The following is a 21,880-nucleotide window of genomic DNA, read 5'->3' on the forward strand; positions in this document are numbered from 1 at the left end:
ACGACCGGGCGCACGGACGGTCCCGCGAGCAGGGGCCGTCGTACGCGGAGGCGTACCGGCCGGCGCGGCGGGCGGCGCCCGCCGCCGGGGCGAGCCGGCCGCTCCGCTGGTACGTCGGCCGGTGTCCCGGCCCGGTTCTCGCCGTGCCGGGTGTGACGGCTGCCGAGCCGCCGCTGCGCGCGGGGCCGGTGCGCTGGGAACCACCCGGTGGGCCGTCCGTACGGCACACGGGGTGAAGACGAGGAGGGAGAACGCAGATGGCGCGTCCGGTCGGTATCGACCTCGGTACGACGAACTCGGTGGTCTCGGTCCTGGAGGGCGGCGAGCCCACCGTCATCACGAACACGGAGGGCGCACGCACCACCCCGTCGGTGGTGGCGTTCGCCAAGAACGGCGAGGTGCTGGTCGGCGAGGTCGCCAAGCGGCAGGCCGTGACGAACGTCGAGCGCACCGCGCGCTCGGTCAAGCGGCACATGGGGGACCACGCCTGGCGCTTCCCCGACCAGGGGGACATCGACGGCAAGCGGTACACGGCGCAGGAGATCTCCGCGCGCGTGCTGCAGAAGCTGAAGCGGGACGCGGAGGCGTATCTCGGCGAGGACGTCACCGACGCCGTGATCACCGTGCCCGCCTACTTCGACGACGCCCAGCGGCAGGCCACCAAGGAGGCCGGTGAGATCGCGGGCCTGAACGTGCTGCGGATCATCAACGAGCCGACGGCCGCGGCGCTGGCGTACGGGCTGGACAAGGAGAACGACCAGACGGTCCTCGTCTTCGACCTGGGCGGCGGCACCTTCGACGTGTCGCTGCTGGAGATGGGCGAGGGCGTCATCGAGGTGAAGGCCACCAACGGCGACACCCGGCTCGGCGGCGACGACTGGGACCAGCGGGTCGTGGACCACCTGGTCCAGCAGTTCAAGAACGGCTACGGCGTCGACCTGTCCAAGGACAAGATGGCCGTGCAGCGGCTGCGGGAGGCGGCGGAGCGGGCGAAGATCGAGCTGTCGTCCTCCACCGAGACCTCGATCAACCTGCCGTACATCACCGCGTCCGCCGAGGGCCCGCTGCACCTGGACGAGAAGCTCACCCGGGCCCAGTTCCAGCAGCTCACGGCCGACCTGCTGGAGCGCTGCAAGGCGCCGTTCCACAACGCGATCCGGGACGCCGGGATCAAGGTGTCCGACATCGACCACGTGGTGCTGGTGGGCGGTTCGACGCGGATGCCGGCCGTGACGGAGCTGGTCAAGGAGCTGACGGGCAAGGAGCCGCACAAGGGCGTGAACCCGGACGAGGTGGTGGCCGTCGGCGCCAGCCTGCAGGCCGGTGTGCTCAAGGGCGAGGTCAAGGACGTCCTGCTGCTCGACGTCACCCCGCTGTCCCTGGGCATCGAGACCAAGGGCGGCATCATGACCAAGCTGATCGAGCGGAACACGACGATCCCCACCCGGCGTTCGGAGATCTTCACGACGGCGGAGGACAACCAGCCCTCGGTGACCGTGCAGGTCTACCAGGGCGAGCGGGAGATGGCGGCGTACAACAAGAAGCTCGGCATGTTCGAGCTGACCGGTATCGCGCCCGCCCCGCGCGGGGTCCCGCAGATCGAGGTGGCCTTCGACATCGACGCCAACGGGATCATGCACGTCTCGGCGAAGGACCTCGGCACCGGCAAGGAGCAGAAGATGACGGTGACCGGCGGCTCCGCGCTGCCCAGGGACGACATCGACCGAATGGTCCGGGAGGCGGAGCAGCACGCGGAGGAGGACCGCAATCGCCGGGAGGCCGCGGAGACCCGGAACCAGGCCGAGCAGCTCGTCTACTCCACCGAGAAGCTGCTCAAGGACAACGGCGACAAGATCCCGGCGGACGTGAGGTCCGAGACCGAGACGGCGCTGACGGAGCTGAAGGAGAAGCTGAAGTCGGAGGACACGGCGGCGATCCGGCAGGCCCTGGACCGTGCCGCGCAGGCCGCGCAGAAGATCGGCACGGCGCTGTACGAGCGGTCGCGGGCCGAGCAGGCCGGGCAGGGCGGTCAGGCCGGACAGCCCGGACAGCCCGGTCGGTCGGGTGCCGGCGGTACGGCGGCCTCGGGCTCGGACGACGAGGTGGTGGACGCCGAGATCGTCGACGACGACAAGCCGGAGGCGGGCTGACGATGGACGGGGCGCGGACGCCCGGCGCGGGTGAGGCGGAGCGCCTGCTCCAGGAGCGCACCGCGGATCTGCAGCGGGTGAAGGCGGAGTACGACAACTACCGCACGCGGGTACGGCGGGACCGCATGGCCGTGCGGGAGATCGCCGTGGCCAACGTGCTGACCGCCCTGCTGCCGGTGGTGGACGCCGTGGACCGGACGTGTGCCCACGAGCCGCTGACCCCCGGCCTGAAGGACATCCGCGACACGCTGTGGACGCAGCTCGGGTCGCTGGGGCTGCGGGGGTTCGGGGAGGAGGGCGAGCCGTTCGACCCGGCCTGTCACGAGGCGGTCGTGCACCGTGCGGTCCCGGGCGCGCAGCGGCTGGTCTGCGCGGAGATCCTGCGCCCCGGCTACCGGGTCGGCGACCGGCTGCTGCGGCCGGCGTACGTGGCGGTCACCGGGCCGCCGTGACGGATCGCGGAGCGGCGGCGGACCCGGGCGGCGGGTCGGCCAGCCACCGGTGACCGGTCGGCCGGTCAGCCGCCCGCCCGGCGACCGTCCCCGTGTCCACCTCGTGGACGCACCATAGCCACCTGTCAAACACCGATGCTACAAATGCCCCATGTCGGACGCATCTGCCCGATTTCGGCGCCTCGCATGGCGCACGGTGATCGGAAAGAGTCCCCGGAGCGTCGCCGGCCAGGTCTTCCTGTTCCAGGTGGCGCTGGTGGTGCTGCTCGTGCTCTGTGCCGTCCTCGCTCTCGTCCTGCAGTCGAAGCGGGACACCAGCACCGAGGCCAAGCGCCGGTCCATAGCCGTCGCGCAGACCTTCGCCCACGCTCCGGGCCTGGTGGAGGCGCTGCGCACCCCTGAGCCGTCCCGGATCCTCCAGCCGATGACCGAGGCGGGGCGCAGGTCAGCGGGCGTCGACTTCATCGTGGTCATGGACACCGACGGCATCCGCTACACGCATCCGATGCCCAGCCGGATAGGCCAGCGGTTCGTGGGCACCATCGCGCCGTCGCTGGCCGGGAAGGTGCACACCGAGAGCGTCCACGGCCCGCTGGGCCACGAGGTCCAGGCCGTCGTGCCCGTCGACGACGGCCGCGGCAAGGTGATCGCGCTCGTCTCCGCCGGTCTGAAGGTCAAGAACGTCACCAGCGAGCTGGACCGGCAGCTGCCGATCATCCTGGCCGCCGGGGGCGGCGCGCTCGTCATGTCGACCGGCGGCACGGCCCTGGTGGGCCGCCGGCTGCGGCGGCAGACCCACAGCCTGGCCCCGGACGAGATGACCCGCATGTACGAGCACCACGACACGGTCCTGCACTCGGTGCGCGAGGGCGTGCTCATCATCGGGGCCGACGGCCGGCTGCTGCTCGTCAACGACGAGGCCCGGCGCCTGCTGGAGCTGCCCGCCGACGCCGAGGGACGCACGCTGCGGGAGCTGCCGGATCTCGACCCGTCGACGGCGGAGCTGCTCCTCTCCGGGCGCCCGGCCAACGACGAGGTGCACTACGCCAAGGGACGGCTGCTGGCGGTCAACCAGCGGCCCACGGACCGCGCCGGCTGCCCCGGCGGAACCGTCGTGACGCTCCGCGACTCCACCGAGCTGCAGGCGGTGTCCGGCCGGGCCGAGGTCGCCCGGGAGCGGCTGGAGCTGCTGTACGACGCGGGGCTGTGCATCGGCAGCACGCTGGACGTGGTCCGCACCGCCGACGAACTGGCCCGGGTCGCCGTCCCGCGCTTCGCCGACTTCGTCACCGTCGACCTGGCCGACGCCGTGCTGCACGGGGAGGAACCGGAACGCACGGCGACGGACCTGCGGCGGGTCGCCGTGAGCGGCATCCGGGACGACCACCCCCTCTACGAGCGGGGCCGGCTGATCGACTTCCTGCCGTCCACCCCGCAGGCCCGCGGTTACGGCGCCGGACGCTCCGAGCTGGTGACCGACCTGGCGGGCGCCGCGGGCTGGCGGGCCCAGGACCCGGAGCGGGCCGCGCGGATCCTGGACTACGGCATCCACTCGCTCATCGCCGCTCCCATCCGGGCCGGCGGCGTCGTCCTGGGCATGGCCAACTTCTGGCGCGCCAAGCGGGAGCCCTTCGACGCGGAGGAGCTGTCCCTGGCGGAGGAGCTGGTGGCCCGGGCCGCGGTCAGCATCGACAACGCCCGCCGCTACACCCGCGAGCACGCCCTCGCGGTCACCCTCCAGCGCAGTCTGCTGCCGCGGGCGCTGCCCGAGCAGAGCGCCCTGGAGGTCGGCTACCGCTATCTGCCGGCGCAGTCGGGGGTGAGCGGGGACTGGTTCGACGTGATCCCGCTGCCGGGCGGCCGGGTGGCACTGGCCGTCGGTGACGTGGTGGGGCACGGTCTGCACGCCGCCGCGACGATGGGCCGGCTGCGGACCGCGGTGCACAACTTCTCCACGCTCGACCTGCCGCCCGACGAACTGCTCCAGCATCTGGACGACCTGGTCGGCCGCCTCGACCAGGACGAGGCCTGCGCGGAGACGGCCGGGGAGCTGGTGGGCGCCACCTGTCTGTACGCGATCTACGACCCGGTGACGCGCCGCTGTGTCATGGCCCGGGCCGGGCACCTCGCGCCCGCGCTGGTCCACCCCGACGGCAGCGTCACCTTCCCCGACGTGCCGGCCGGACCTCCGCTGGGCCTGGGCGGCCTGCCGTTCCGGACGGCCGAGCTGGAGCTGGCCGAGGGCAGCCAGCTCGTCCTGTACACCGACGGTCTGATCGAGGACCGCAGGCGGGACCTGGACGAGGGCATGGAGCTGCTGCGCCGGGCCCTGGCCGGCCATCCCGGCCGGTCGCCGGAGGAGAGCTGCCGGGCGGTGCTGGAGCAGCTGCTGCCCGAGCGTCCCGGGGACGATGTCGCGCTGCTCGTCGCGCGCACCCGGGCGCTGCCGGCCGACCGGGTCGCCGACTGGGACGTACCGCGCGACCCGGCCGCCGTGTCGGGGATGCGCGGCGCCGTCTCCGCCAAGCTGGCGGAGTGGGGCCTGGCGGAGCTGGGCTTCGGCATGGAACTCGTGCTGAGCGAGCTGATCACCAACGCGATCCGTTACGGATCGGACCCGATCCATGTGCGGCTGATCCATGACCGGACGCTGATCTGCGAGGTCGCCGACGGCAGCAGCACCTCGCCGCACCTGCGGTACGCCGCGACGACCGACGAGGGCGGCCGGGGTCTGTTCCTGGTCTCGCAGCTGGCCGAGCGCTGGGGCACCCGGTACACCCCGCACGGCAAGGTGATCTGGGCGGAGCTGGCCCTGCCGGACCTCACGGCGCTGCTGTCCGAGTGAGGGAGCCGGGCCGGGCGGCCCGGGGCCCGGGCGCGGGCCGGCGGGCGCTGTCCGGTCCGGCCGCGGGGAGCACCCGGCGTTCCGCCCGACGGCCGGTGAGGCCCCGGGACGGCGACGGCTGAGCGCCGCACCCCCGGTACGGCGAAGGGCCGCATCCCCCGTCCCGGGGATGCGGCCCTCGTCCGTCCGGCGCGCCGGCCCTTACTTGCGGATCAGGCTGCGCAGCACGTACTGCATGATGCCGCCGTTGCGGTAGTAGTCGGCCTCACCGGGGGTGTCGATGCGGACGACCGCGTCGAACTCGACACCGGTGTCGGTGGTGACCTTGACCGTGCGCGGCGTGCGGCCCTCGTTCAGCTCGGTGACGCCGGAGATGGAGAAGGTCTCCTCACCGGTCAGGCCGAGGGACTCGGCGGAGGCGCCCTCCGGGAACTGGAGCGGCAGCACGCCCATGCCGATGAGGTTCGAGCGGTGGATGCGCTCGTACGACTCGGCGATGACGGCCTTCACGCCGAGCAGCGCGGTGCCCTTGGCCGCCCAGTCGCGGGACGAGCCGGAGCCGTACTCCTTGCCGGCCAGGACGACCAGCGGGATGCCCTGCTCGATGTAGTTGCGGGAGGCGTCGTAGATGAAGGAGACCGGGCCGCCCTCCTGCGTGAAGTCGCGGGTGTAGCCGCCCTCGGTGCCCGGCGCGATCTGGTTGCGCAGGCGGATGTTGGCGAACGTACCGCGGATCATGACCTCGTGGTTGCCACGGCGGGAGCCGTAGGAGTTGAAGTCACGACGCTCCACACCGTGCTCGGTGAGGTACTTGCCGGCCGGGGTGTCGGCCTTGATGGCACCGGCCGGCGAGATGTGGTCGGTGGTGACCGAGTCGCCCAGCTTGGCCAGGACGCGGGCGCCGGCGATGTCCTCGACCGGGGCCGGCTCCATGCCCATGCCCTCGAAGTACGGGGGCTTGCGGACGTAGGTGGACTGCGGGTCCCACTCGAAGGTGTTGCCGGTGGGGACCGGGAGGGACTGCCACTGGGCGTCGCCGGCGAAGACGTCCTCGTAGGACTTGGCGAACATGTCCTCGCCGATGGCGTTGGCGACGACGTCGTTGACCTCGGCCTCGGTCGGCCAGATGTCCTTCAGGTAGACCGGGTTGCCGTCCTGGTCGGTGCCGAGGGCGTCCCGGGTGATGTCCACCTTCATGGAGCCCGCGATGGCGTACGCGACGACCAGCGGCGGGGACGCCAGGTAGTTCATCTTGACGTCGGGGTTGATGCGGCCCTCGAAGTTCCGGTTGCCGGAGAGGACCGAGACCACGGCGAGGTCGTGGTCGTTGACGGCCTTGGAGACCTCCTCCGGCAGCGGGCCGGAGTTGCCGATGCAGGTGGTGCAGCCGTAGCCGACGAGGTTGAAGCCCAGCTTGTCCAGGTACGGGGTGAGGCCGGCCTTCTCGAAGTAGTCGGTGACGACCTTCGAACCCGGGGCGAGGGTGGACTTGACCCACGGCTTGCGGGTCAGGCCCTTCTCGACCGCCTTCTTGGCGACCAGGGCGGCGCCGATCATGACGTACGGGTTGGAGGTGTTGGTGCAGGAGGTGATGGCCGCGACCGTCACCGCACCGTGGTCCAGCTCGTAGGTGGTGCCGTCGGGGGCGGTCACCTGGACGGGGTTGCTCGGCGCGCCGTTCGGGGCGACGGCCGGGGCGTCGGAGGCCGGGAAGGACTCCTGGCCCGCCTCGTCCACGCTGTCCACGTAGTTGCGGACGTCCTGCTTGAACTGCTCGGCGGCGTTGGCGAGGACGATGCGGTCCTGCGGGCGCTTCGGGCCGGCGATGGAGGGGACGACCGTGGAGAGGTCCAGCTCCAGCTTCTCGGAGAAGTCGGGCTCGGCGGCCGGGTCCAGCCAGAGGCCCTGCTCCTTGGCGTACGCCTCGACGAGCGCGACCTGCTGCGCGGAGCGGCCGGTCAGGCGGAGGTAGTTCAGCGTCTCGTCGTCGATCGGGAAGATCGCGGCGGTGGAGCCGAACTCCGGGGACATGTTGCCGATGGTGGCGCGGTTGGCCAGGGAGGTGGCGGCCACACCCTCGCCGTAGAACTCCACGAACTTGCCGACGACGCCGTGCTTGCGCAGCATCTCGGTGATGGTGAGCACGAGGTCGGTGGCGGTGGTGCCGGGCCGCAGCTCACCGGTGAGCTTGAAGCCGACGACGCGCGGGATGAGCATGGAGACCGGCTGGCCGAGCATGGCGGCCTCGGCCTCGATGCCGCCGACGCCCCAGCCGAGGACACCGAGGCCGTTGACCATGGTGGTGTGCGAGTCGGTGCCGACCAGGGTGTCCGGGTAGGCCTTGCCGTCGCGGACCATCACGACACGGGCCAGGTGCTCGATGTTCACCTGGTGGACGATGCCGGTGCCGGGCGGGACGACCTTGAACTCGTCGAACGCGGTCTGGCCCCAGCGCAGGAACTGGTAGCGCTCCTTGTTGCGGCCGTACTCCAGCTCGACGTTCTGCTTGAAGGCGTCGTTCGTGCCGAACTTGTCGGCGATGACGGAGTGGTCGATGACCAGCTCGGCCGGCGCCAGCGGGTTGATCTTGGCCGGGTCGCCGCCCAGCTCCTTCACGGCCTCACGCATCGTGGCGAGGTCCACGACACAGGGCACGCCGGTGAAGTCCTGCATGATCACGCGGGCCGGCGTGAACTGGATCTCCTGGGAGGGCTGGGCCTGGGAGTCCCAGCCGCCGAGGGCGCGGATGTGGTCGGCGGTGATGTTCGCGCCGTCCTCCGTGCGGAGCAGGTTCTCCAGCAGGACCTTGAGGCTGTACGGCAGCCGGGCCGAGCCCTCCACCTTGTCCAGCCGGAAGATCTCGTACGACTCGTCGCCCACCTGCAGCGTGCTGCGGGCGTCGAAGCTGTTCGCCGACACGACAGTCTCCTTCATTGATGTGCGCGTACCACCGTCAATCGTGCCGCCACGCCGGCTTGGCCGAACCAGTGAGGTCAGGCTAAGTTAGGCATGCCTTACTGGAGTGGCGGTTACGGTGCGCCTCGGCAGATATCTCGATGTCGAGATAACTCTAGTACATGGGCGCGGCCCGGTCATGCCCAACCCGGCCCCGGCATGCCTGCCCGCACGCCCGGACGCCGCACAGCGTCGGACATCGTCGGATTTGCCCGACCTTTCCGACCACCCGGAAGCCATTGACCCAACCGGCCCTGACGGACCGTCACCGACATCACCTGAACGGACCCCCATGGCGGGCTGCATCTCATATCTGAGATAGCCTCAACCTCATGTCAGACGACTACCTCGTACGCATCGGCAAGCTCATCCGTGACGCCCGGCAGCACCGGGGCTGGACTCAGACGCAGCTCGCGGAGGCGCTCGGAACCAGCCAGAGTGCCGTCAACCGCATCGAGCGCGGCAACCAGAACATCAGCCTTGAGATGATCGCCCGAATCGGTGAAGCCCTGGACAGCGAGATCGTGTCGCTGGGCTACGCGGGTCCGATGCATCTGCGCGTGGTCGGCGGTCGCCGTCTGTCCGGCGCCATCGACGTCAAGACCAGCAAGAACGCGTGCGTGGCCCTGCTGTGCGCCTCACTGCTGAACAAGGGGCGCACGGTACTGCGCCGGGTGGCGCGGATCGAGGAGGTGTACCGCCTGCTGGAGGTGCTCAACTCCATCGGCGTGCGCACCCGCTGGATCAACGACGGCGTCGACCTGGAACTCGTCCCGCCGGCCGAGCTGGAGATGGCCGCGATCGACGCGGAGGCGGCCGTCCGCACCCGCTCCATCATCATGTTCCTCGGCCCGCTGCTGCACCGCATGGACCACTTCAAGCTGCCGTACGCCGGCGGCTGCGACCTGGGCACGCGGACCATCGAGCCGCACATGATCGCGCTGCGCCGGTTCGGTCTGGACATCGCCGCCACCGAGGGCCAGTACCACGCCCGGGTGGACCGCTCGGTCCGCCCCGACCGCCCGATCGTGCTGACCGAGCGCGGCGACACCGTGACCGAGAACGCGCTCCTCGCCGCCGCCCGGCACGACGGCGTCACGGTCATCCGCAACGCCTCCTCCAACTACATGGTGCAGGACCTGTGCTTCTTCCTGGAGGCGCTGGGCGTCAAGGTGGAGGGCATCGGCACCACCACGCTCACCGTGCACGGCGTGCCGAACATCGACGTCGACGTCGACTACTCCCCCTCCGAGGACCCGGTCGAGGCGATGAGCCTGCTGGCCGCCGCCGTGGTCACCGAGTCGGAGCTGACGGTCCGCCGGGTGCCCATCGAGTTCCTGGAGATCGAGCTGGCGGTCCTGGAGGAGATGGGCCTCGACCACGACCGGTCGCCCGAGTACTTCGCCGACAACGGCCGTACCCGCCTGGTCGACCTCACGGTCCGCCCCTCCAAGCTCGAAGCGCCGATCGACAAGATCCACCCGATGCCCTTCCCGGGTCTGAACATCGACAACGTCCCGTTCTTCGCGGCCATCGCGGCCACCGCGCAGGGCAAGACGCTCATCCACGACTGGGTGTACGACAACCGGGCCATCTACCTGACCGACCTCAACCGCCTCGGCGGCCGGCTCCAGTTGCTGGACCCGCACCGGGTGCTGGTCGAGGGCCCGACCCGCTGGCGCGCCGCCGAGATGATGTGCCCGCCGGCCCTGCGCCCCGCGGTGGTCGTCCTGCTGGCGATGATGGCGGCCGAGGGGACGTCGGTGCTGCGCAACGTGTACGTCATCAACCGCGGTTACGAGGACCTCGCCGAGCGCCTCAACTCGATCGGGGCGCAGATCGAGATCTTCCGGGACATCTGAACGTCCTGGGCCAAGACCTCGCGAATCCCTCCTGGTCTGTCCACACGCGGGGCAGGAGGGAACGCGTAGGCGCCTCGGGGAGGTGTCCGGGGCTTCCGGTCGGGCGGTGATGCGGTGTCGCGCCGTCCGGCAGTCGCCCGGCGCGGACGGTCGCCCCGCTGCGCACGATCCGGTCATGCCCCATCCGGTCATGCCATAGTGCGCCGGCGCTGTCACGTCGGCTGATCCGGTAGGGGGATTCGCACGCCCCCTGGGTGCGAGCGGTGGCTGAAAGCCGACGATGACGGCGAGACTCGCAAGTGGACCTGTGCTCGTCGTCCGCGGCGGGGTACCCAGCGGGCGCACAGGTCCCCTGTCCCAGGAGGCCCCCCCATGACCTTCAATCCGCTCGAGCAACGGGGCATCCCGCTGGATCGGCAACTGCGCAGCTGGCGGGAGCTGAACGTGCAGCCGATCGACCCCGACCGCTGCGACCCCTACACGCGGTGCCGGATCATCACGATGAACGGCATCGAGGTGGAGGCGATCCTCTTCAGCCATCAGCTCGCCCGCAACACGGCCGACCCGGAGGTCAAGCGGCAGCTGGCACGGACCCGCTACATCGAGGCGCAGCAGCAGAAGGTCGTGAACTGGCTGCTGCCGGGCGTCTCCTCGGTCCTGGAGACGACGATCGCCTACGAGCAGGTCGCCGTGGACCTCACGGCGTGGGTCGCGCGCATGGAGCCGGACCCCTATCTGAAGCAGGCGTACGAGTTCGGTGTCCTGGAGGACTTCGACCACCTGTACCGGTACGCCAACCTGTACGAGATGATCGAGCACCGCAAGGCGGAGTCGATCGTCGACAACCTCACCGAGGTCATGCCGGGCCGGCCCACGCGCTTCCACCACCGCGATCCGGTCGACAACGTCCGCGACCCGTACGACAAGGACGCGACGAACCCGCTGTCCAAGCTGCACGCGCTGACGATCATGTCGGCGGAACAGCAGACGATGAACTTCTACATGAACACCGGCCCCACCTACATGGAGCCGATCGCCCGCCAGCTCTACCAGGAGATCGGGCTCATCGAGGAGGAGCACGTCACCCACTACGAGTCCCTCGTGGACCCGGGCGAGACCTGGTGGGAGCAGCTGGTCAACCACGAGTACAACGAGTGCTACCTGTACTACTCCTTCATGGAGCAGGAGACCGACCCCAAGGTCAAGGCGATCTGGGAGCTGCACCTGAACATGGAGCTGGAGCACCTGCACACGGCCTGTGAGCTGATGCGCCGCCACGACGGCCGCGAACCGCAGGAGGTCCTGGCTCCCGAGCTGCCGAACGTGCTCACCTTCGAGCCGAACAAGCAGTACCTGCGCGAGCTGCTGGACACCCAGATGGACCTGACGACCCTCGGCGCCGGCTATGTGCGCGAGGCGCACGAGCGGTTCGAGAAGATGCAGGAGCAGATTCACGGCGGCGAGGCCCCGCCGAGCGACCGGGTCATCGCCGAGCACGACGAGATGTTCGGCCGCGAGTACCGCGTCCAGACCGAGGGCGAGCACCCCGACCCCGCCCAGCGCGAGAAGTGAGGCCGCCGCACATGTCCGAGCTGGAGACCCCCCAGGCCGGTGACGACCACGCATCCGACATCGACGTGGTGGCACTGCTGATGCGTCAGCACGGAGACATCCGCAACCTCTTCGACGAGGTCGAGCAGAGCCGGGGTGAGGAACGCCGGGACGCCTTCCGTCGCCTCGTACGGCTCCTGGCCGTGCACGAGACCGCTGAGGAAGAGGTCGTCCACCCCTTCGTCCGCAGGGCGGTCGAGGGCGGCGAGCAGGTCGTCAGGGATCGCCTGGCGGAGGAGAAGTCGGCGAAGGAGACCCTCGCGGCCCTGGACGACATGGACACCGACGACCCCGAGTTCATGCCCCGGCTCATGCGCCTGCGCACCGAGGTGCAGGAGCACGCCAGGGCGGAGGAACGCTACGAGTTCTCGCACATCCGCCGCAGCACCGATGTCACCAACCTGGCCGCCATGGCCAAGGCCGTCAAGGCCGCCGAGGCGATGGCTCCCACCCGGCCGCACCCCGGTGTCGAGTCGGCCACCGCCAACGTGGCCCTCGGTCCGGTGGCGGCACTCATGGACCGCACGAAGGACGCCGTCCGCAAGGCCATGGGAAAGAGCTGACACAGCAGACCGGCGCCGGAAGGCCGGTGGGTGTCTGCTCCGGCTGCGGCGCGCCGCCGGAGCGGACGCCCGCCGAGGCGTACGGCTACCGGATCAGGCCCGCGCCACGCCCCCACCGCGCCACGGGCGGCCCGTGGCCGCCACCGAGCCGGCCCCGCTCGGCCAGGCGCCCGGCTGGCCGGGACACCGGGGTGCAGCCCCAGGAACGGGTCCGGCCGCCCCTCGCCGCCTGTCCGCGACTCTCCGCTGCGGGGGGGGCCACGGCAGCGGGGTCGTCGGCCGGCGCACACCGTGTTCTTCAGTCGCCGTTCTTCGGTCGCCGGCCGGTCAGCGGCATGCCCCCGCGCTTCGTCGGCAACCCCGGCATCGCCGGCCGGCCCGGTATCCCACCAGACGGGCAGCCCGCGGGCCCGGCCCGCTCACCTTCCGTCCCCTGCGCCGTAGGCGTGCCCGCGGGGCAGGGGGCCGTAGCCGGCGCGGCGACCCGGGCGGACGGTGGCGTGGCGCTGTCCGGGGCCGGGCCCGCTGCGGGCGGCGAGGGCGTCGGCGACGGCGCCGGTGGCGAAGGCGTAGACGGCCTTGTGGAGCAGGTCCACGGCGAGTTCCTGGCGGGGCCAGGTGGTGGGCGGGGCGCCGACGCCGGTCGCGTTCTCGAGGATCTGGTCGTTGGTGAGGCGGACGACGGCGAACTTGGCGGAGGCGACCGGGCCGCGCAGTCCGGCCTGGGCCATGATCGACCGCAGCACGCCGAGGAGGGCGGCCTGGCCGAAGTGCATGGCCCAGTTGACCGGCAGCGGCTGTCTGCCGGGACGTTCGGGCAGACCGGTCAGCCGCTGGAGCACCCGCGCGGGCACATGGGAGTCGGACCGGCCGGTGACGGCCTGCTCGATCTTCTCACCGAGGGTCATCACGGCTCCTCCGGCGGTGCCGGCGAGCAGTCCCTGCCACAGTGCGCGCTTGAGCATGCCCCGCCGGGTACCCCCTGCCACCGCCCTCACGCGCACGGTCGGCAACCGTGTGTGCGGCTGATCGGGGCGGAGAGAACCCGACCACGCTCCGGCCCGCCCCCAGGACTCGGGATCACCGTCGTTCCGCGGCGGGTCACTCGCCGGTCGTCTTCTCGACGAGCGCGCTGTAGGCCAGTTGCAGCGCGTCGGCCCCGGCCAGGGCGGTCAGTGCGCCCATGGCGGTGCGCGTCGCACGCGGCCAGAGAAGCTGCCCGGCGGTCAGGGTGGAGACCACCCATACGCTCATGCAGAAGGGGCAGGTGGCCAGCTCTCCGACGGTGTGCTTGACGTTCTCGGGCTGCGCCTCCTCGTGCAGTTCGGCCGGGCCCTGCGGGGCGACGTACCTGGTGAACGGGGCGCGCAGCGGGCTGGTGACCGATGCCTTGGTCAGCAGTCGGCTGAGCCGGAACGTGGTGACCGAGGTCAGGACCACGTCCCACGGTTCGGGCCGGTCGGGCAGCGGCCGGCCGCGCAGCCGTACGGCGGTGGCCCAGGCCGTGGTGTACGCGGCGAAGCCCGCCATGGCCGCGAGGTAGCCGCCCAGCGGCCGGTCGTGCCCTGCCGAGTACCGCCTTCCGGTCCGCTGCAGCAACCCGTGCAGCCGTCCTGCGAGGCCGCCGTCAGCTGCCGTGTCCATGGGCTCCCGCTTCCGTGCGTCGCTGTCCCGCCTCGGCGTCGTCCGGCGCCTGTCCGTCCCGGTCCTGTCGGCGCAGGCGTATCTCGACGTGGCCGTCGGTGATCCGGGTGTCGAAGGACGGCTGGGGCGCGGTGGCCGGGCCGCGGACGTTCCAGCCGTCCGAGAGCCGGAAGACACTGCCGTGCCACGGGCACTGGACACATCCGTCCCTGACCGTGCCCTCGGAGAGGGGTCCGGCGAGGTGGCTGCACCGCTCGGCCAGGGCATGGATGGTTCCTCCGGACTCCCGGACGACCAGGACGGGGACGTCGTCCACGCTGCGCCGCACCGGCCGGCCGGCCGGGAACTCCGCCACGGCTCCGATCCGGTGCCAGCCCTCGGTGACGACGTGCGGGACCTCTTCGGCGTGGTTGGCGCCGGATGCCTGGCGGTAGGCCAGGTGGCCGCCGAGCGTGCCGCCGACGGCGACCGCCGTCAGCCCCAGGAAGCCGTAGGCCCGGCCCGCCGCGCCGCGTCCCTTGACGCGGCAGGTGAGCGAGGCGGCGTACAGACCGACAGCCACCGAGTTCGTGAGGGCGTGCACCAGTCCGACACGCTGCTGCTGGCGGTGCAGCTCGGCCCAGTCGACCCAGCCCGCCAGGGCCGCGGGCGCGGCGGCGGCCAGGCCGACGCCGACCAGCAGACCCGACTCGCGGGAGCGGCCGGGGCGCAGGTCCAGTACCGCGGCCGACAGCCAGCTGCCGATCGGTACCTGGACCAGCAGCGGATGCACGGGATGCCCCAGCCACCTGCCGTGCAGGAGGTCCCGCCCGTCGCCGAGCGGCAAGGCCCGCACCCCCTTGCGGAGGGCGCCGATCACCGCGTCGGCCCTGGGTTCCCGCTCCAGGCGGTCCAGCAGCCACAGGAGGCGGCTCTGCCGCGTCCGGGGACGGCGGTGTGGCGTAGTACTCATGGTCGGCCGGGTCCCCGCCTGCGCCGAGGGCAAACGGAGCGAGGGCCGCCGCGGTGGAACCCGGGTCAGCCGCCCGGCCGGATCACCGCGCGGACGCAGCCGTCCGTCTTCTCCTTGAACATCTCGTACGCCCGCGGTGCCTGGTCTAGCGGCACGGTGTGGGTCGCCAGGTGGGCCGTGCTCAGCTCGCCGGCCGCCAGCCGGTCCAGCAGCATCGGGATGTAGCGCTGACCGTGCTGCTGGGCCCCCCGCACGGTCAGGCCCTTGTTGATCACCGCGCCGAGGGGGAACTTGTCGACGGCGCCGGCGAAGACACCGAGGACGAAGACCGTGCCGCCCTTGCGGCAGGCGTGAATGGCCTGCCGTACGGCGGTGGGACGGTCGGTCTGGAGCCGGAGCTGCTGCTTGACCTGGTCGTAGAGGTGGACGGGGCTGTCGCTGTGGGCTTCCATGCCGACGGCCTCGATGCACACGTCGGGGCCGCGGCCGCCGGTGCGCTCGCGCAGTTCGGCGCCGATGTCGGTGCTCGTGTAGTCCATGACCTCGCTGCCGATGTGCCGCTCGGTCATCTCCAGACGTTCGGGGATCCGGTCGATGGAGATCACGCGTTCCGCGCCCAGCAGGATCGCGGCGCGGGCCGCCATCTGGCCGACGGCTCCGCAGCCCCATACGGCGACGACGTCGCCGGGCTTCACCCCGGCCAGGTCGGCGCCCATCCATCCGGTGGGCACCGAGTCGGACACGAACAGGGCGCTGGTGTCGTCGACGCCTTCCGGGACGGGGAAGGCGCCGTAGTCGGCGAAGGGGACGCGCACGTATTCGGCGTGACTGCCGCGCAGCCCGCCCATGGCGTGCGAGTAGCCGAAGATGCCGCCGGTGTCGGCGCCGAACAGGGCCTGGCCGATGCCGGGGTTGGTGTTCGTGTTGTCGCACAGGGACCACAGGTCGTGGGCGCAGTACCAGCAGCGGCCGCACCCGACGAACGAGCAGACCACCACCCGGTCGCCCGCCTTGTGCCGGCGTACCGCCGAGCCGACCTCGACGACCTCGCCGAGGAACTCGTGACCGATGACATCCCCGGAGCGCATGAAGGGGATGTAGCCGCCGATGAGATGGAGGTCGGAGCCGCAGGTGGTGCCCGCGATCAGCCGTACGATCACGTCCTGGTCGTTGCGCAGGACAGGGTCGGGCACCTGCTCGACGGCCAGCTTGTTGACGCCTTCCCAGCACAGGGCCTTCACAGCACTCCCTCCCCGCCGGCGCGGCGGCTGAGCAGACCCACGAGCTTGCCGCCCGGTGTGTCGTGCGTGGTGGGCGGGGTGTCGGGCCGCAGTACTTCTCCCGCCTCCAGCAGCGCCTTGGCCTCGCGCAGGGCACGGCGCAGATCCTGACGCGGGTCGGTGCCGGCGAGCCGCGCGGGCAGTGAGTGCGCGGTGTCCGGCCCGGTCTCCTTCAGGCGTACCGCCAGCTCCGTGCCCCGGTCGCCGGGGGCCGGACGGATGCGTGTCTCGATGCGGTCGCCGTACGCCTGAAGCGGCGCCGGCAGCTTGTCGGCCGGCACGTCGTGCGGCGCGCGGTTGACCGTCACGGTCAGCCAGCGGTCGCCGGCGGCGGTGCCGGACGGGTGTGCCTTCGCTCGCCGCATGACGGCGAAGGCCCCGGCGGCCAGCCCCGCGGCGGCCACCGTCAGCGATTTCCCAGCGGGACTCATGTGCGGTCACATCCTCGGGAAGCGGGAGTCGTACGGGCGGGCGCCTACCGCGGAAGGCGGTGAGCGCCTGTACGCTGCGCGGCGAGTACCCCGACTCCGTTCCGCAATCTGTCCGCCGGCGGCAGGCGGCTCGACGCGGAGCCCCCGCGCGGACGTGCCGGCGGCCCGCGTGGTCGCCGCGGTGGGCGGTCCGGGAACGGACGCCGGGGGCATTCCCGCCCTCACGGGCGCTGGGGTTCCCCGCATGCGGGCGGCGGGCAGCGCGGGGCCGGCGTGGGCGGGCTTCAGTCCGGGCCGTGGGGGAGGTAGTAGGTCTGTCTCAGGAAGGCGGCCATGTCGTGCAGGGCCTGCCTGTATCCGGCTTTGTAGTGTGCGTCGACATCGGTCCGGCGGCCCTCGGCCTCCGCCCAGGAGTCGAGATGCAGGGCGATGCGCAGGTGGTTGCGGTACAGGGCGCCGTGCCGTCCGCCGAGGGCGGCTCGCGCACGATGCTCGTCCCAGTCCTCCAGGTCGCTGACGTCGAAGGCGAGCAGTTCATCGTCGGTCTGCGGCACCGTTTCCCTCCTCGGGTCGGTCTGCGCCGTCACGGGTACCGCGGTGGTTTCGCGCAATGTGCGCGCCGGCCGAGCCCGTGGAATTTCCGCGGTCGCGGCTCGTCGCCCGCAGGCGCTCCGGGTACTCGGGTGGTCGGGAATCTCCGGGTGGCGTCGGCAGGCGTCGCGGCCCGGCTCCGGCGCGCGCACGGGAGCGACCATGTCGAAGACCATCAGGGAACAGACCGTCGAGCAGCTCGGTGGAGGCAGCAGCATCCTGGTGCGGCAGCGCCGTGAGCACCAGGAGATGGACCGGCTGATGGACCGGTACCGGTCCCTCGACGACGCGCACGAGCGGGAACGGGTGCTGAAGCAGGTCGTCCAGCTGGTCTTCAGCCATGCTTTCGCGGAAGAGACGGTGCTGTGGCCCGCCGTACGCGCCTCGGTCCCCGACGGCGAGGAGCTGACGGCCCGGGTCGAGGAAGAACATCAGCAGATCAACGATCTCGTCGCGGACATCGAGCGCCTTCCTGCCGGTGCCCCCGAGCGGGAGGCGAAGGTGCAGCGGGCCTTCGCGCTGATACGGCAGGACATCCGGGACGAGGAAGACCTCCTCCTCCCCCGGTTGCAGGACGTGATGAAAACCGCGCGGCTGCGCACACTCGGCACCGCCTGGGCGGCGGTGCGCCAGACCGCTCCGACCCATCCGCACCCCGTCGTCCCCCGGCGGCCTCCCGGGAACGCGCTGCTGGGTGTGCCGCTGAGCGTCTACGACCGCGTGCGTGACGCCCTGGGCATCGGCGGCTCCGCCGTTCGGGAGCGGGAAGGTGACGCCCGGCCTGGCCGGGATGCCCGCTGAAGGCGCCCGCGACCGTCGCGGCGCAGCGTCCCGGGGCGGAGACCGCGGTGTACGACGGGGCCGCGGACGCGGTGCTCACGGGCGGGGGCGGACGCGCTGCCAGCGTGGGCGGGCGTCGCTGCCGCGGCGTCCGGCCACGGAGGCGCAGCGTCGGCACACCCGCTGCACACGGTCGGCCGCGCCGCCGGATTCCGGGAAGGTGTCGGGCCAGCTGACGTGCGGGAAGCGCACGAGTTGCGAGCGGCTGAGCGACAACCCGCACACGGTCTCGTTCCGGCCCGGCTCCCAGGCGTGCACCTCGCCCGCGGGCAGCCTGCGACGGCCGTCCTCCTCGTCGGACCACTGCCCGGAGGCGGCAACGCCGTACCGCTTGCCGCGTTTCATACGCTGCCCCATGGGGCGCGACGACTGTTCTCGGTCACCTCGGCACCCGTCCTCCGCTCGGGCGGTACGTCCGGACTGGTCGGGCCGCGGCCGGATCGGCGGCCCGCGCCTGCCGGGTTCCGCGGAAGCCGCCCCTCACACACGCGCGCGCCCACTCCACCGGCCGGGGGTCGGTCCGGCCGCGCGCGCGTCGGGGCGGGTGCCCGCCGGAGCGGTGGGCGCAGACCAGGGCCGTCCCCGTACCCAGTCGCGTGGTCCACGGGACCGGCTGTCGCCGCAGCGAGTCGACGAGGGCGCCTTCGCCCGTGCGGGCGGACACGACGACGGCGCCGGGGCGGAGCCGTAGCAGCGTGGCCGTCCGCCCGGGTGCGGCGAGGTCCCGCCTCGTTCGGCTACCGGCGGTTCCGGCACGTCCTGCCCACCGATCTCGTTCCGGATCGCCGGCGCGGGCACCCACCGGCGGTCGGCCCGGTCCGCGTCGGACGGGGGTCGTCACCGGGGTGCGGCAGCCGGATGGGTCCGTGCGAAGGCCGTCCCGGCGAGGGCGCAGACGCCGGCCGACAGCAGCAGGGACCATCCGGTGCCGGCGGCTGCGGCGGCGCCCATGAGGGCGACGCCCAGGGTCGCGCCGACCTGGCGTACGGCGTTGAGCAGGCCACCGGCCGCCCCGGCCGTGCCGGGCGGCGCGGCGCTGATGACGGCGGCGGCCAGGGCGGGCAGGACGCAGGAGATGCCGAGGCCGGTGAGCAGCAGGCCCGGCGCGAGCCGGCGAGAGGCGCCGTCGGCGAAGACCGTGCAGGCGAGGAGTGTGCCTCCGACGACCAGGAGTGCCAGCCCGGCCAGGATCGGGGGCCGGGGGCCCGTCCTGGCCACGATCTTGCCGGTCAGCGGTGGATTGACGGCGAAGGGGACGGTCAGCGGCAGGAACGCCAGCCCGGTTTGCAGGGCGCTCAGGTGCCGCTCGCGCTGCAGCAGCAGCGGCAGCACGAACAGGGCGCCGGCCAGGGCGAAGTTGGCGGCCGCGGCGGCCAGCAGGCCGGAACGTACCCGGGCCGACCGCAGCAGTGCCCGGTCGATGACCGGTGCCTGGCTTCGGCGTTCGCGTGCGTACAGCGCCGGCACCGCGATCAGGAGTCCGGCCGACGACCACGCGGCGTGGATCCAGGATCGCGCGCCGGCGGCGATCAGGGCGTCCGTGAGCAGCGCCAGGACCGCCACGGCCGCCAGCTGGGCCGGCCAGTCGATGCGACGCCCGCTGCGTGGGCAGCTCACCGAGCGGCCCCGGGTCAGTGCCAGCACGGCCAGTGCGAGGGGCACGTTGACCAGGAACACCGCTCGCCATCCCGCTGCCCCGACCAGCGCTCCGCCGGCGAGGGGACCGGCCGCGACGGCCGCACCGCTGATCGCGGCCCACACCGCGATCGCCCGCGCCCGGGCCGCGGGCTCCGGGTACAGGCGGGCGATCATGGCCATGGAGGCGGGCACGCAGGCCGCCGCTGCCGCCCCCGACACCGCCCGCAGAAGCAGCAGGACCCCTAGGCCGGGGGCGGCGGCCGAGAGCAGGGAGGCGAGCGCGAACACCGTGACACCGCACCGGAAGAGCCGCTCGGCGCCGAACCGGTCGGCTGCCGCGCCCGCCGACAGCAGCAGGGCCGCGAACACCACGGTGTAGCCGGTGACCGCCCACTGCAGTCCGGCCGTCGACGTGCCGAGCGACGACGCCAGATCCGGTTCGGCGACCGACAGCACGGTGGTGTCGAGCAACACCATGAAGTAGCCCAGCGAGATACCCGTCAACGCGCCGGCCCGCCGCCCCCGCGACGGGGCGGGATCCGCGGACGGGGCCGAGTTCACGACAGTCATGGATGAGACAGCCTCCTGGTGAGCTGCGGGAAGGACGACGCGGCCCACTGTCGCCGTCCTGCCGCGGGCGCTCCACCGGCGCGGGCGGACGCTCCGTTCGGAATGTCCGAACGCCCGGCCGTGTTCGCTCGTCACGTGGAACTCCGTCAGCTCAGGACGTTCGAAGCGGTCGTCCGGCACCGGACCGTGACCGACGCCGCCGCCGCGCTCGATCGTGCGCCTTCGTCGGTCTCGCAGCAGATCCGGGCCCTCGAAGACGCCCTTGCCGTGCCCCTGTTCGTACGCGGCCCCAAGGGCATGGAGCTGACGCCCGCCGGAGAGCGCCTGCGCGGCTGGGCGCGCACGCTGCTCGACATCGCTGAGCAGGCCGCCCTCGACGTCCGCGACCAGCGCCGCAGGCTCCGGCTCGGCGCGCTGGAGACCCTCGCCGGCTCCCACGTTCCCCTCGTCCTCACCCGGCTGGCCGAACGACGGCCGGACATCGACGTCGACGTCCATTCCGACCGCGCCCGCCAGGGGCTTCTCACCGATGTCGTCGCGGGACGGCTCGACGCCGCGCTGCTCCTGGACGCCGGAGAGGACCTCGGCGGGCTCGGTTTCCCCGCCCCGCCCGAACCGCTGGGCTTCGTCGACCTCGACCCGGTGCCGCTGGCCCTGGTCGCCGCCCCGACGCACCCGCTGGCCGGCCGGACCGCGCTGGTCCCCGCCGACCTCGACCATGAGCGGCTTCTGGTCAACGTCCCGGAATGCTCGTTCTGGATGGCCGGAGAACGGATCCTGGGGGCCGGCCCTGTACGGATACGGGCCGGCGGGGTCCCGGTGATGCGGGCCTGGGCCGAGCACGGCCTCGGCATCTCCCTGCTGCCCCGCTTCGCGGTCGCCGACAGCCTCCGCGCCGGCACCCTCGTTCGGCTCGACCTCGCCCTGCCCGACCTCAGCCTGCGCCTCGTCTGGCGGGAGGACCGGGAGACGCTGCCCGGCCTACGCGACATCCTGTACGCCGCAGCCCGCCCGTGAGCGCGGCCGGCTCGTCACGCCGGGCGGGTGCGTGCCCGGCCGGTGGCGGCCACCGCCTCGCGCGCGATGTCCGCGACGGCCCGATCGTCCGTCGCCACCCGCACGGTGCCCGCAAGGGCCCGCCGGTCCGGCAGCCGCGCCTTGCGGTGAGCAGGACCCGTACGATCCCCCCTCCCGTCCCCACGGCGCGGACCGGCCGCCCTGTCGCTCTCCCCCACTCCCGGCACGCCGGCCGGGATCGGTATGCGCGTTCCGGCAGCCCCATGCGCCGCTTCCGGGGAGCCGGGTCCGGGGGGCGAAGCCGCCGTTCGGGTGAGGTGTCGCAGAGCGCAGGGCCGCGCGGAATCAAGGGATACGGAGCATTCGGGCACGCTGCGTGAGCGTGCGGATCGGTGCGAAGTGGCAGCCTGCTGCCCACCTGGCCAGACTGAAAAGCGAGGGTTCCTTTCACAGGGAATCCAGTCCGGCAGTGGCGATCC

General features: G+C 72.2%; 17 protein-coding genes and 1 pseudogene. 9 read left to right on the forward strand and 9 right to left on the reverse strand.

Annotation, left to right across the window (positions count from 1 at the left end; all coding sequences use genetic code 11):
* From CCN44_RS45425 to CCN44_RS03300, 4 genes and pseudogenes are all read left to right on the forward strand, one after another.
* Window positions 1–236 (forward strand): annotated as a pseudogene (locus CCN44_RS45425) (hypothetical protein); the annotation flags it as partial.
* A 21-nt stretch (window positions 237–257) separates the two neighbouring features.
* Window positions 258–2,150: a molecular chaperone DnaK gene (gene dnaK, locus CCN44_RS03290; RefSeq protein ID WP_086696790.1), complete on the forward strand. Its 1,893-nt coding sequence runs from the start codon at window positions 258–260 to the stop codon at window positions 2,148–2,150.
* A 2-nt stretch (window positions 2,151–2,152) separates the two neighbouring features.
* Entirely contained in the window at window positions 2,153–2,602 is a 450-nt protein-coding gene (gene grpE / locus CCN44_RS03295) for a nucleotide exchange factor GrpE (protein WP_059253435.1), read from the forward strand.
* 151 nt (window positions 2,603–2,753) lie between these two features.
* Window positions 2,754–5,447 carry a SpoIIE family protein phosphatase gene (locus tag CCN44_RS03300; protein WP_167403933.1) on the forward strand — a complete coding sequence of 898 codons (2,694 nt, stop codon included), beginning with the start codon at window positions 2,754–2,756 and terminating at the stop codon, window positions 5,445–5,447.
* Between the two features lie 201 nt (window positions 5,448–5,648).
* Here CCN44_RS03300 and acnA read toward each other — a convergent pair whose 3' ends face one another.
* Window positions 5,649–8,366 (reverse strand): aconitate hydratase AcnA, encoded by a 2,718-nt coding sequence (gene acnA / locus CCN44_RS03305; protein WP_059253432.1) that lies wholly within the window; start codon window positions 8,364–8,366, stop codon window positions 5,649–5,651.
* Between the two features lie 368 nt (window positions 8,367–8,734).
* On the opposite strand from acnA, the gene CCN44_RS03310 reads away from it, so the two are divergent.
* From CCN44_RS03310 to CCN44_RS03320, 3 genes are all read left to right on the forward strand, one after another.
* Complete coding sequence (locus CCN44_RS03310; RefSeq protein ID WP_059253430.1) at window positions 8,735–10,264, forward strand: helix-turn-helix domain-containing protein; 1,530 nt, start codon at window positions 8,735–8,737, stop codon at window positions 10,262–10,264.
* Between the two features lie 372 nt (window positions 10,265–10,636).
* Window positions 10,637–11,836: a hypothetical protein gene (locus CCN44_RS03315; RefSeq protein WP_059253428.1), complete on the forward strand. Its 1,200-nt coding sequence runs from the start codon at window positions 10,637–10,639 to the stop codon at window positions 11,834–11,836.
* Window positions 11,837–11,847: 11 nt separating this feature from the next.
* Window positions 11,848–12,438 (forward strand): hemerythrin domain-containing protein, encoded by a 591-nt coding sequence (locus CCN44_RS03320; RefSeq protein ID WP_059253426.1) that lies wholly within the window; start codon window positions 11,848–11,850, stop codon window positions 12,436–12,438.
* A 419-nt stretch (window positions 12,439–12,857) separates the two neighbouring features.
* On the opposite strand, the gene CCN44_RS03325 is transcribed toward CCN44_RS03320, so the two are convergent.
* From CCN44_RS03325 to CCN44_RS03350, 6 genes are all read right to left on the reverse strand, one after another.
* On the reverse strand, window positions 12,858–13,403 hold the full coding sequence (locus tag CCN44_RS03325) for a hypothetical protein (RefSeq protein WP_086696792.1): 546 nt from the start codon (window positions 13,401–13,403) through the stop codon (window positions 12,858–12,860).
* A gap of 136 nt (window positions 13,404–13,539) precedes the next feature.
* On the reverse strand, window positions 13,540–14,082 hold the full coding sequence (locus tag CCN44_RS03330) for a DUF1360 domain-containing protein (protein WP_059253421.1): 543 nt from the start codon (window positions 14,080–14,082) through the stop codon (window positions 13,540–13,542).
* A complete protein-coding gene (locus CCN44_RS03335) occupies window positions 14,066–15,034 on the reverse strand; it encodes a Rieske (2Fe-2S) protein (RefSeq protein WP_086696793.1) in 969 nt (322 codons plus the stop codon). Before CCN44_RS03335 ends, CCN44_RS03330 begins: the two co-directional genes overlap by 17 nt.
* 65 nt (window positions 15,035–15,099) lie before the next feature.
* Window positions 15,100–16,275 carry a zinc-dependent alcohol dehydrogenase gene (locus tag CCN44_RS03340; RefSeq protein ID WP_086696794.1) on the reverse strand — a complete coding sequence of 392 codons (1,176 nt, stop codon included), beginning with the start codon at window positions 16,273–16,275 and terminating at the stop codon, window positions 15,100–15,102.
* The gene (locus CCN44_RS03345; RefSeq protein WP_059253416.1) at window positions 16,272–16,745 is read right to left on the reverse strand and encodes a hypothetical protein; all 474 of its coding nucleotides are present in this window, start codon (window positions 16,743–16,745) and stop codon (window positions 16,272–16,274) included. Before CCN44_RS03345 ends, CCN44_RS03340 begins: the two co-directional genes overlap by 4 nt.
* Window positions 16,746–17,029: 284 nt before the next feature.
* Window positions 17,030–17,299, reverse strand: coding sequence for a hypothetical protein (locus CCN44_RS03350; protein WP_223283754.1), 270 nt, complete (start codon window positions 17,297–17,299; stop codon window positions 17,030–17,032).
* 199 nt (window positions 17,300–17,498) lie between these two features.
* Between CCN44_RS03350 and CCN44_RS03355 the strand changes: the two genes are divergently transcribed.
* Window positions 17,499–18,137 (forward strand): hemerythrin domain-containing protein, encoded by a 639-nt coding sequence (locus CCN44_RS03355; RefSeq protein ID WP_086696795.1) that lies wholly within the window; start codon window positions 17,499–17,501, stop codon window positions 18,135–18,137.
* Window positions 18,138–18,212: 75 nt separating this feature from the next.
* On the opposite strand, the gene CCN44_RS03360 is transcribed toward CCN44_RS03355, so the two are convergent.
* Window positions 18,213–18,521, reverse strand: a complete 309-nt coding sequence (locus CCN44_RS03360) for a hypothetical protein (protein ID WP_086696796.1) — start codon at window positions 18,519–18,521, stop codon at window positions 18,213–18,215.
* 492 nt (window positions 18,522–19,013) lie between these two features.
* Window positions 19,014–20,384, reverse strand: coding sequence for an MFS transporter (locus CCN44_RS03365; protein WP_086696797.1), 1,371 nt, complete (start codon window positions 20,382–20,384; stop codon window positions 19,014–19,016).
* 135 nt (window positions 20,385–20,519) lie between these two features.
* On the opposite strand from CCN44_RS03365, the gene CCN44_RS03370 reads away from it, so the two are divergent.
* Complete coding sequence (locus CCN44_RS03370; protein ID WP_059255305.1) at window positions 20,520–21,401, forward strand: LysR family transcriptional regulator; 882 nt, start codon at window positions 20,520–20,522, stop codon at window positions 21,399–21,401.
* The last annotated feature ends 479 nt before the right edge of the window (window positions 21,402–21,880 follow it).

It is taken from the genome of Streptomyces tricolor (genome assembly GCF_002155905.1).
Taxonomy (GTDB): domain Bacteria; phylum Actinomycetota; class Actinomycetes; order Streptomycetales; family Streptomycetaceae; genus Streptomyces; species Streptomyces tricolor.

Excerpts from the sequence above, each read along its gene's own strand:
- CCN44_RS03335 (WP_086696793.1), bottom strand. The coding sequence starts at position 15,034 with ATGAGTACTACGCCACACCGCCGTCCCCGGACGCGGCAGAGCCGCCTC.
- CCN44_RS03300 (WP_167403933.1), top strand. The coding sequence starts at position 2,754 with ATGTCGGACGCATCTGCCCGATTTCGGCGCCTCGCATGGCGCACGGTG.
- CCN44_RS03330 (WP_059253421.1), bottom strand. The coding sequence starts at position 14,082 with ATGGACACGGCAGCTGACGGCGGCCTCGCAGGACGGCTGCACGGGTTG.
- CCN44_RS03355 (WP_086696795.1), top strand. The coding sequence starts at position 17,499 with ATGTCGAAGACCATCAGGGAACAGACCGTCGAGCAGCTCGGTGGAGGC.
- CCN44_RS03345 (WP_059253416.1), bottom strand. The coding sequence starts at position 16,745 with ATGAGTCCCGCTGGGAAATCGCTGACGGTGGCCGCCGCGGGGCTGGCC.
- CCN44_RS03310 (WP_059253430.1), top strand. The coding sequence starts at position 8,735 with ATGTCAGACGACTACCTCGTACGCATCGGCAAGCTCATCCGTGACGCC.
- CCN44_RS03325 (WP_086696792.1), bottom strand. The coding sequence starts at position 13,403 with ATGCTCAAGCGCGCACTGTGGCAGGGACTGCTCGCCGGCACCGCCGGA.
- CCN44_RS03365 (WP_086696797.1), bottom strand. The coding sequence starts at position 20,384 with ATGACTGTCGTGAACTCGGCCCCGTCCGCGGATCCCGCCCCGTCGCGG.
- dnaK (WP_086696790.1), top strand. The coding sequence starts at position 258 with ATGGCGCGTCCGGTCGGTATCGACCTCGGTACGACGAACTCGGTGGTC.
- CCN44_RS03315 (WP_059253428.1), top strand. The coding sequence starts at position 10,637 with ATGACCTTCAATCCGCTCGAGCAACGGGGCATCCCGCTGGATCGGCAA.
- CCN44_RS03360 (WP_086696796.1), bottom strand. The coding sequence starts at position 18,521 with ATGAAACGCGGCAAGCGGTACGGCGTTGCCGCCTCCGGGCAGTGGTCC.
- grpE (WP_059253435.1), top strand. The coding sequence starts at position 2,153 with ATGGACGGGGCGCGGACGCCCGGCGCGGGTGAGGCGGAGCGCCTGCTC.
- CCN44_RS03320 (WP_059253426.1), top strand. The coding sequence starts at position 11,848 with ATGTCCGAGCTGGAGACCCCCCAGGCCGGTGACGACCACGCATCCGAC.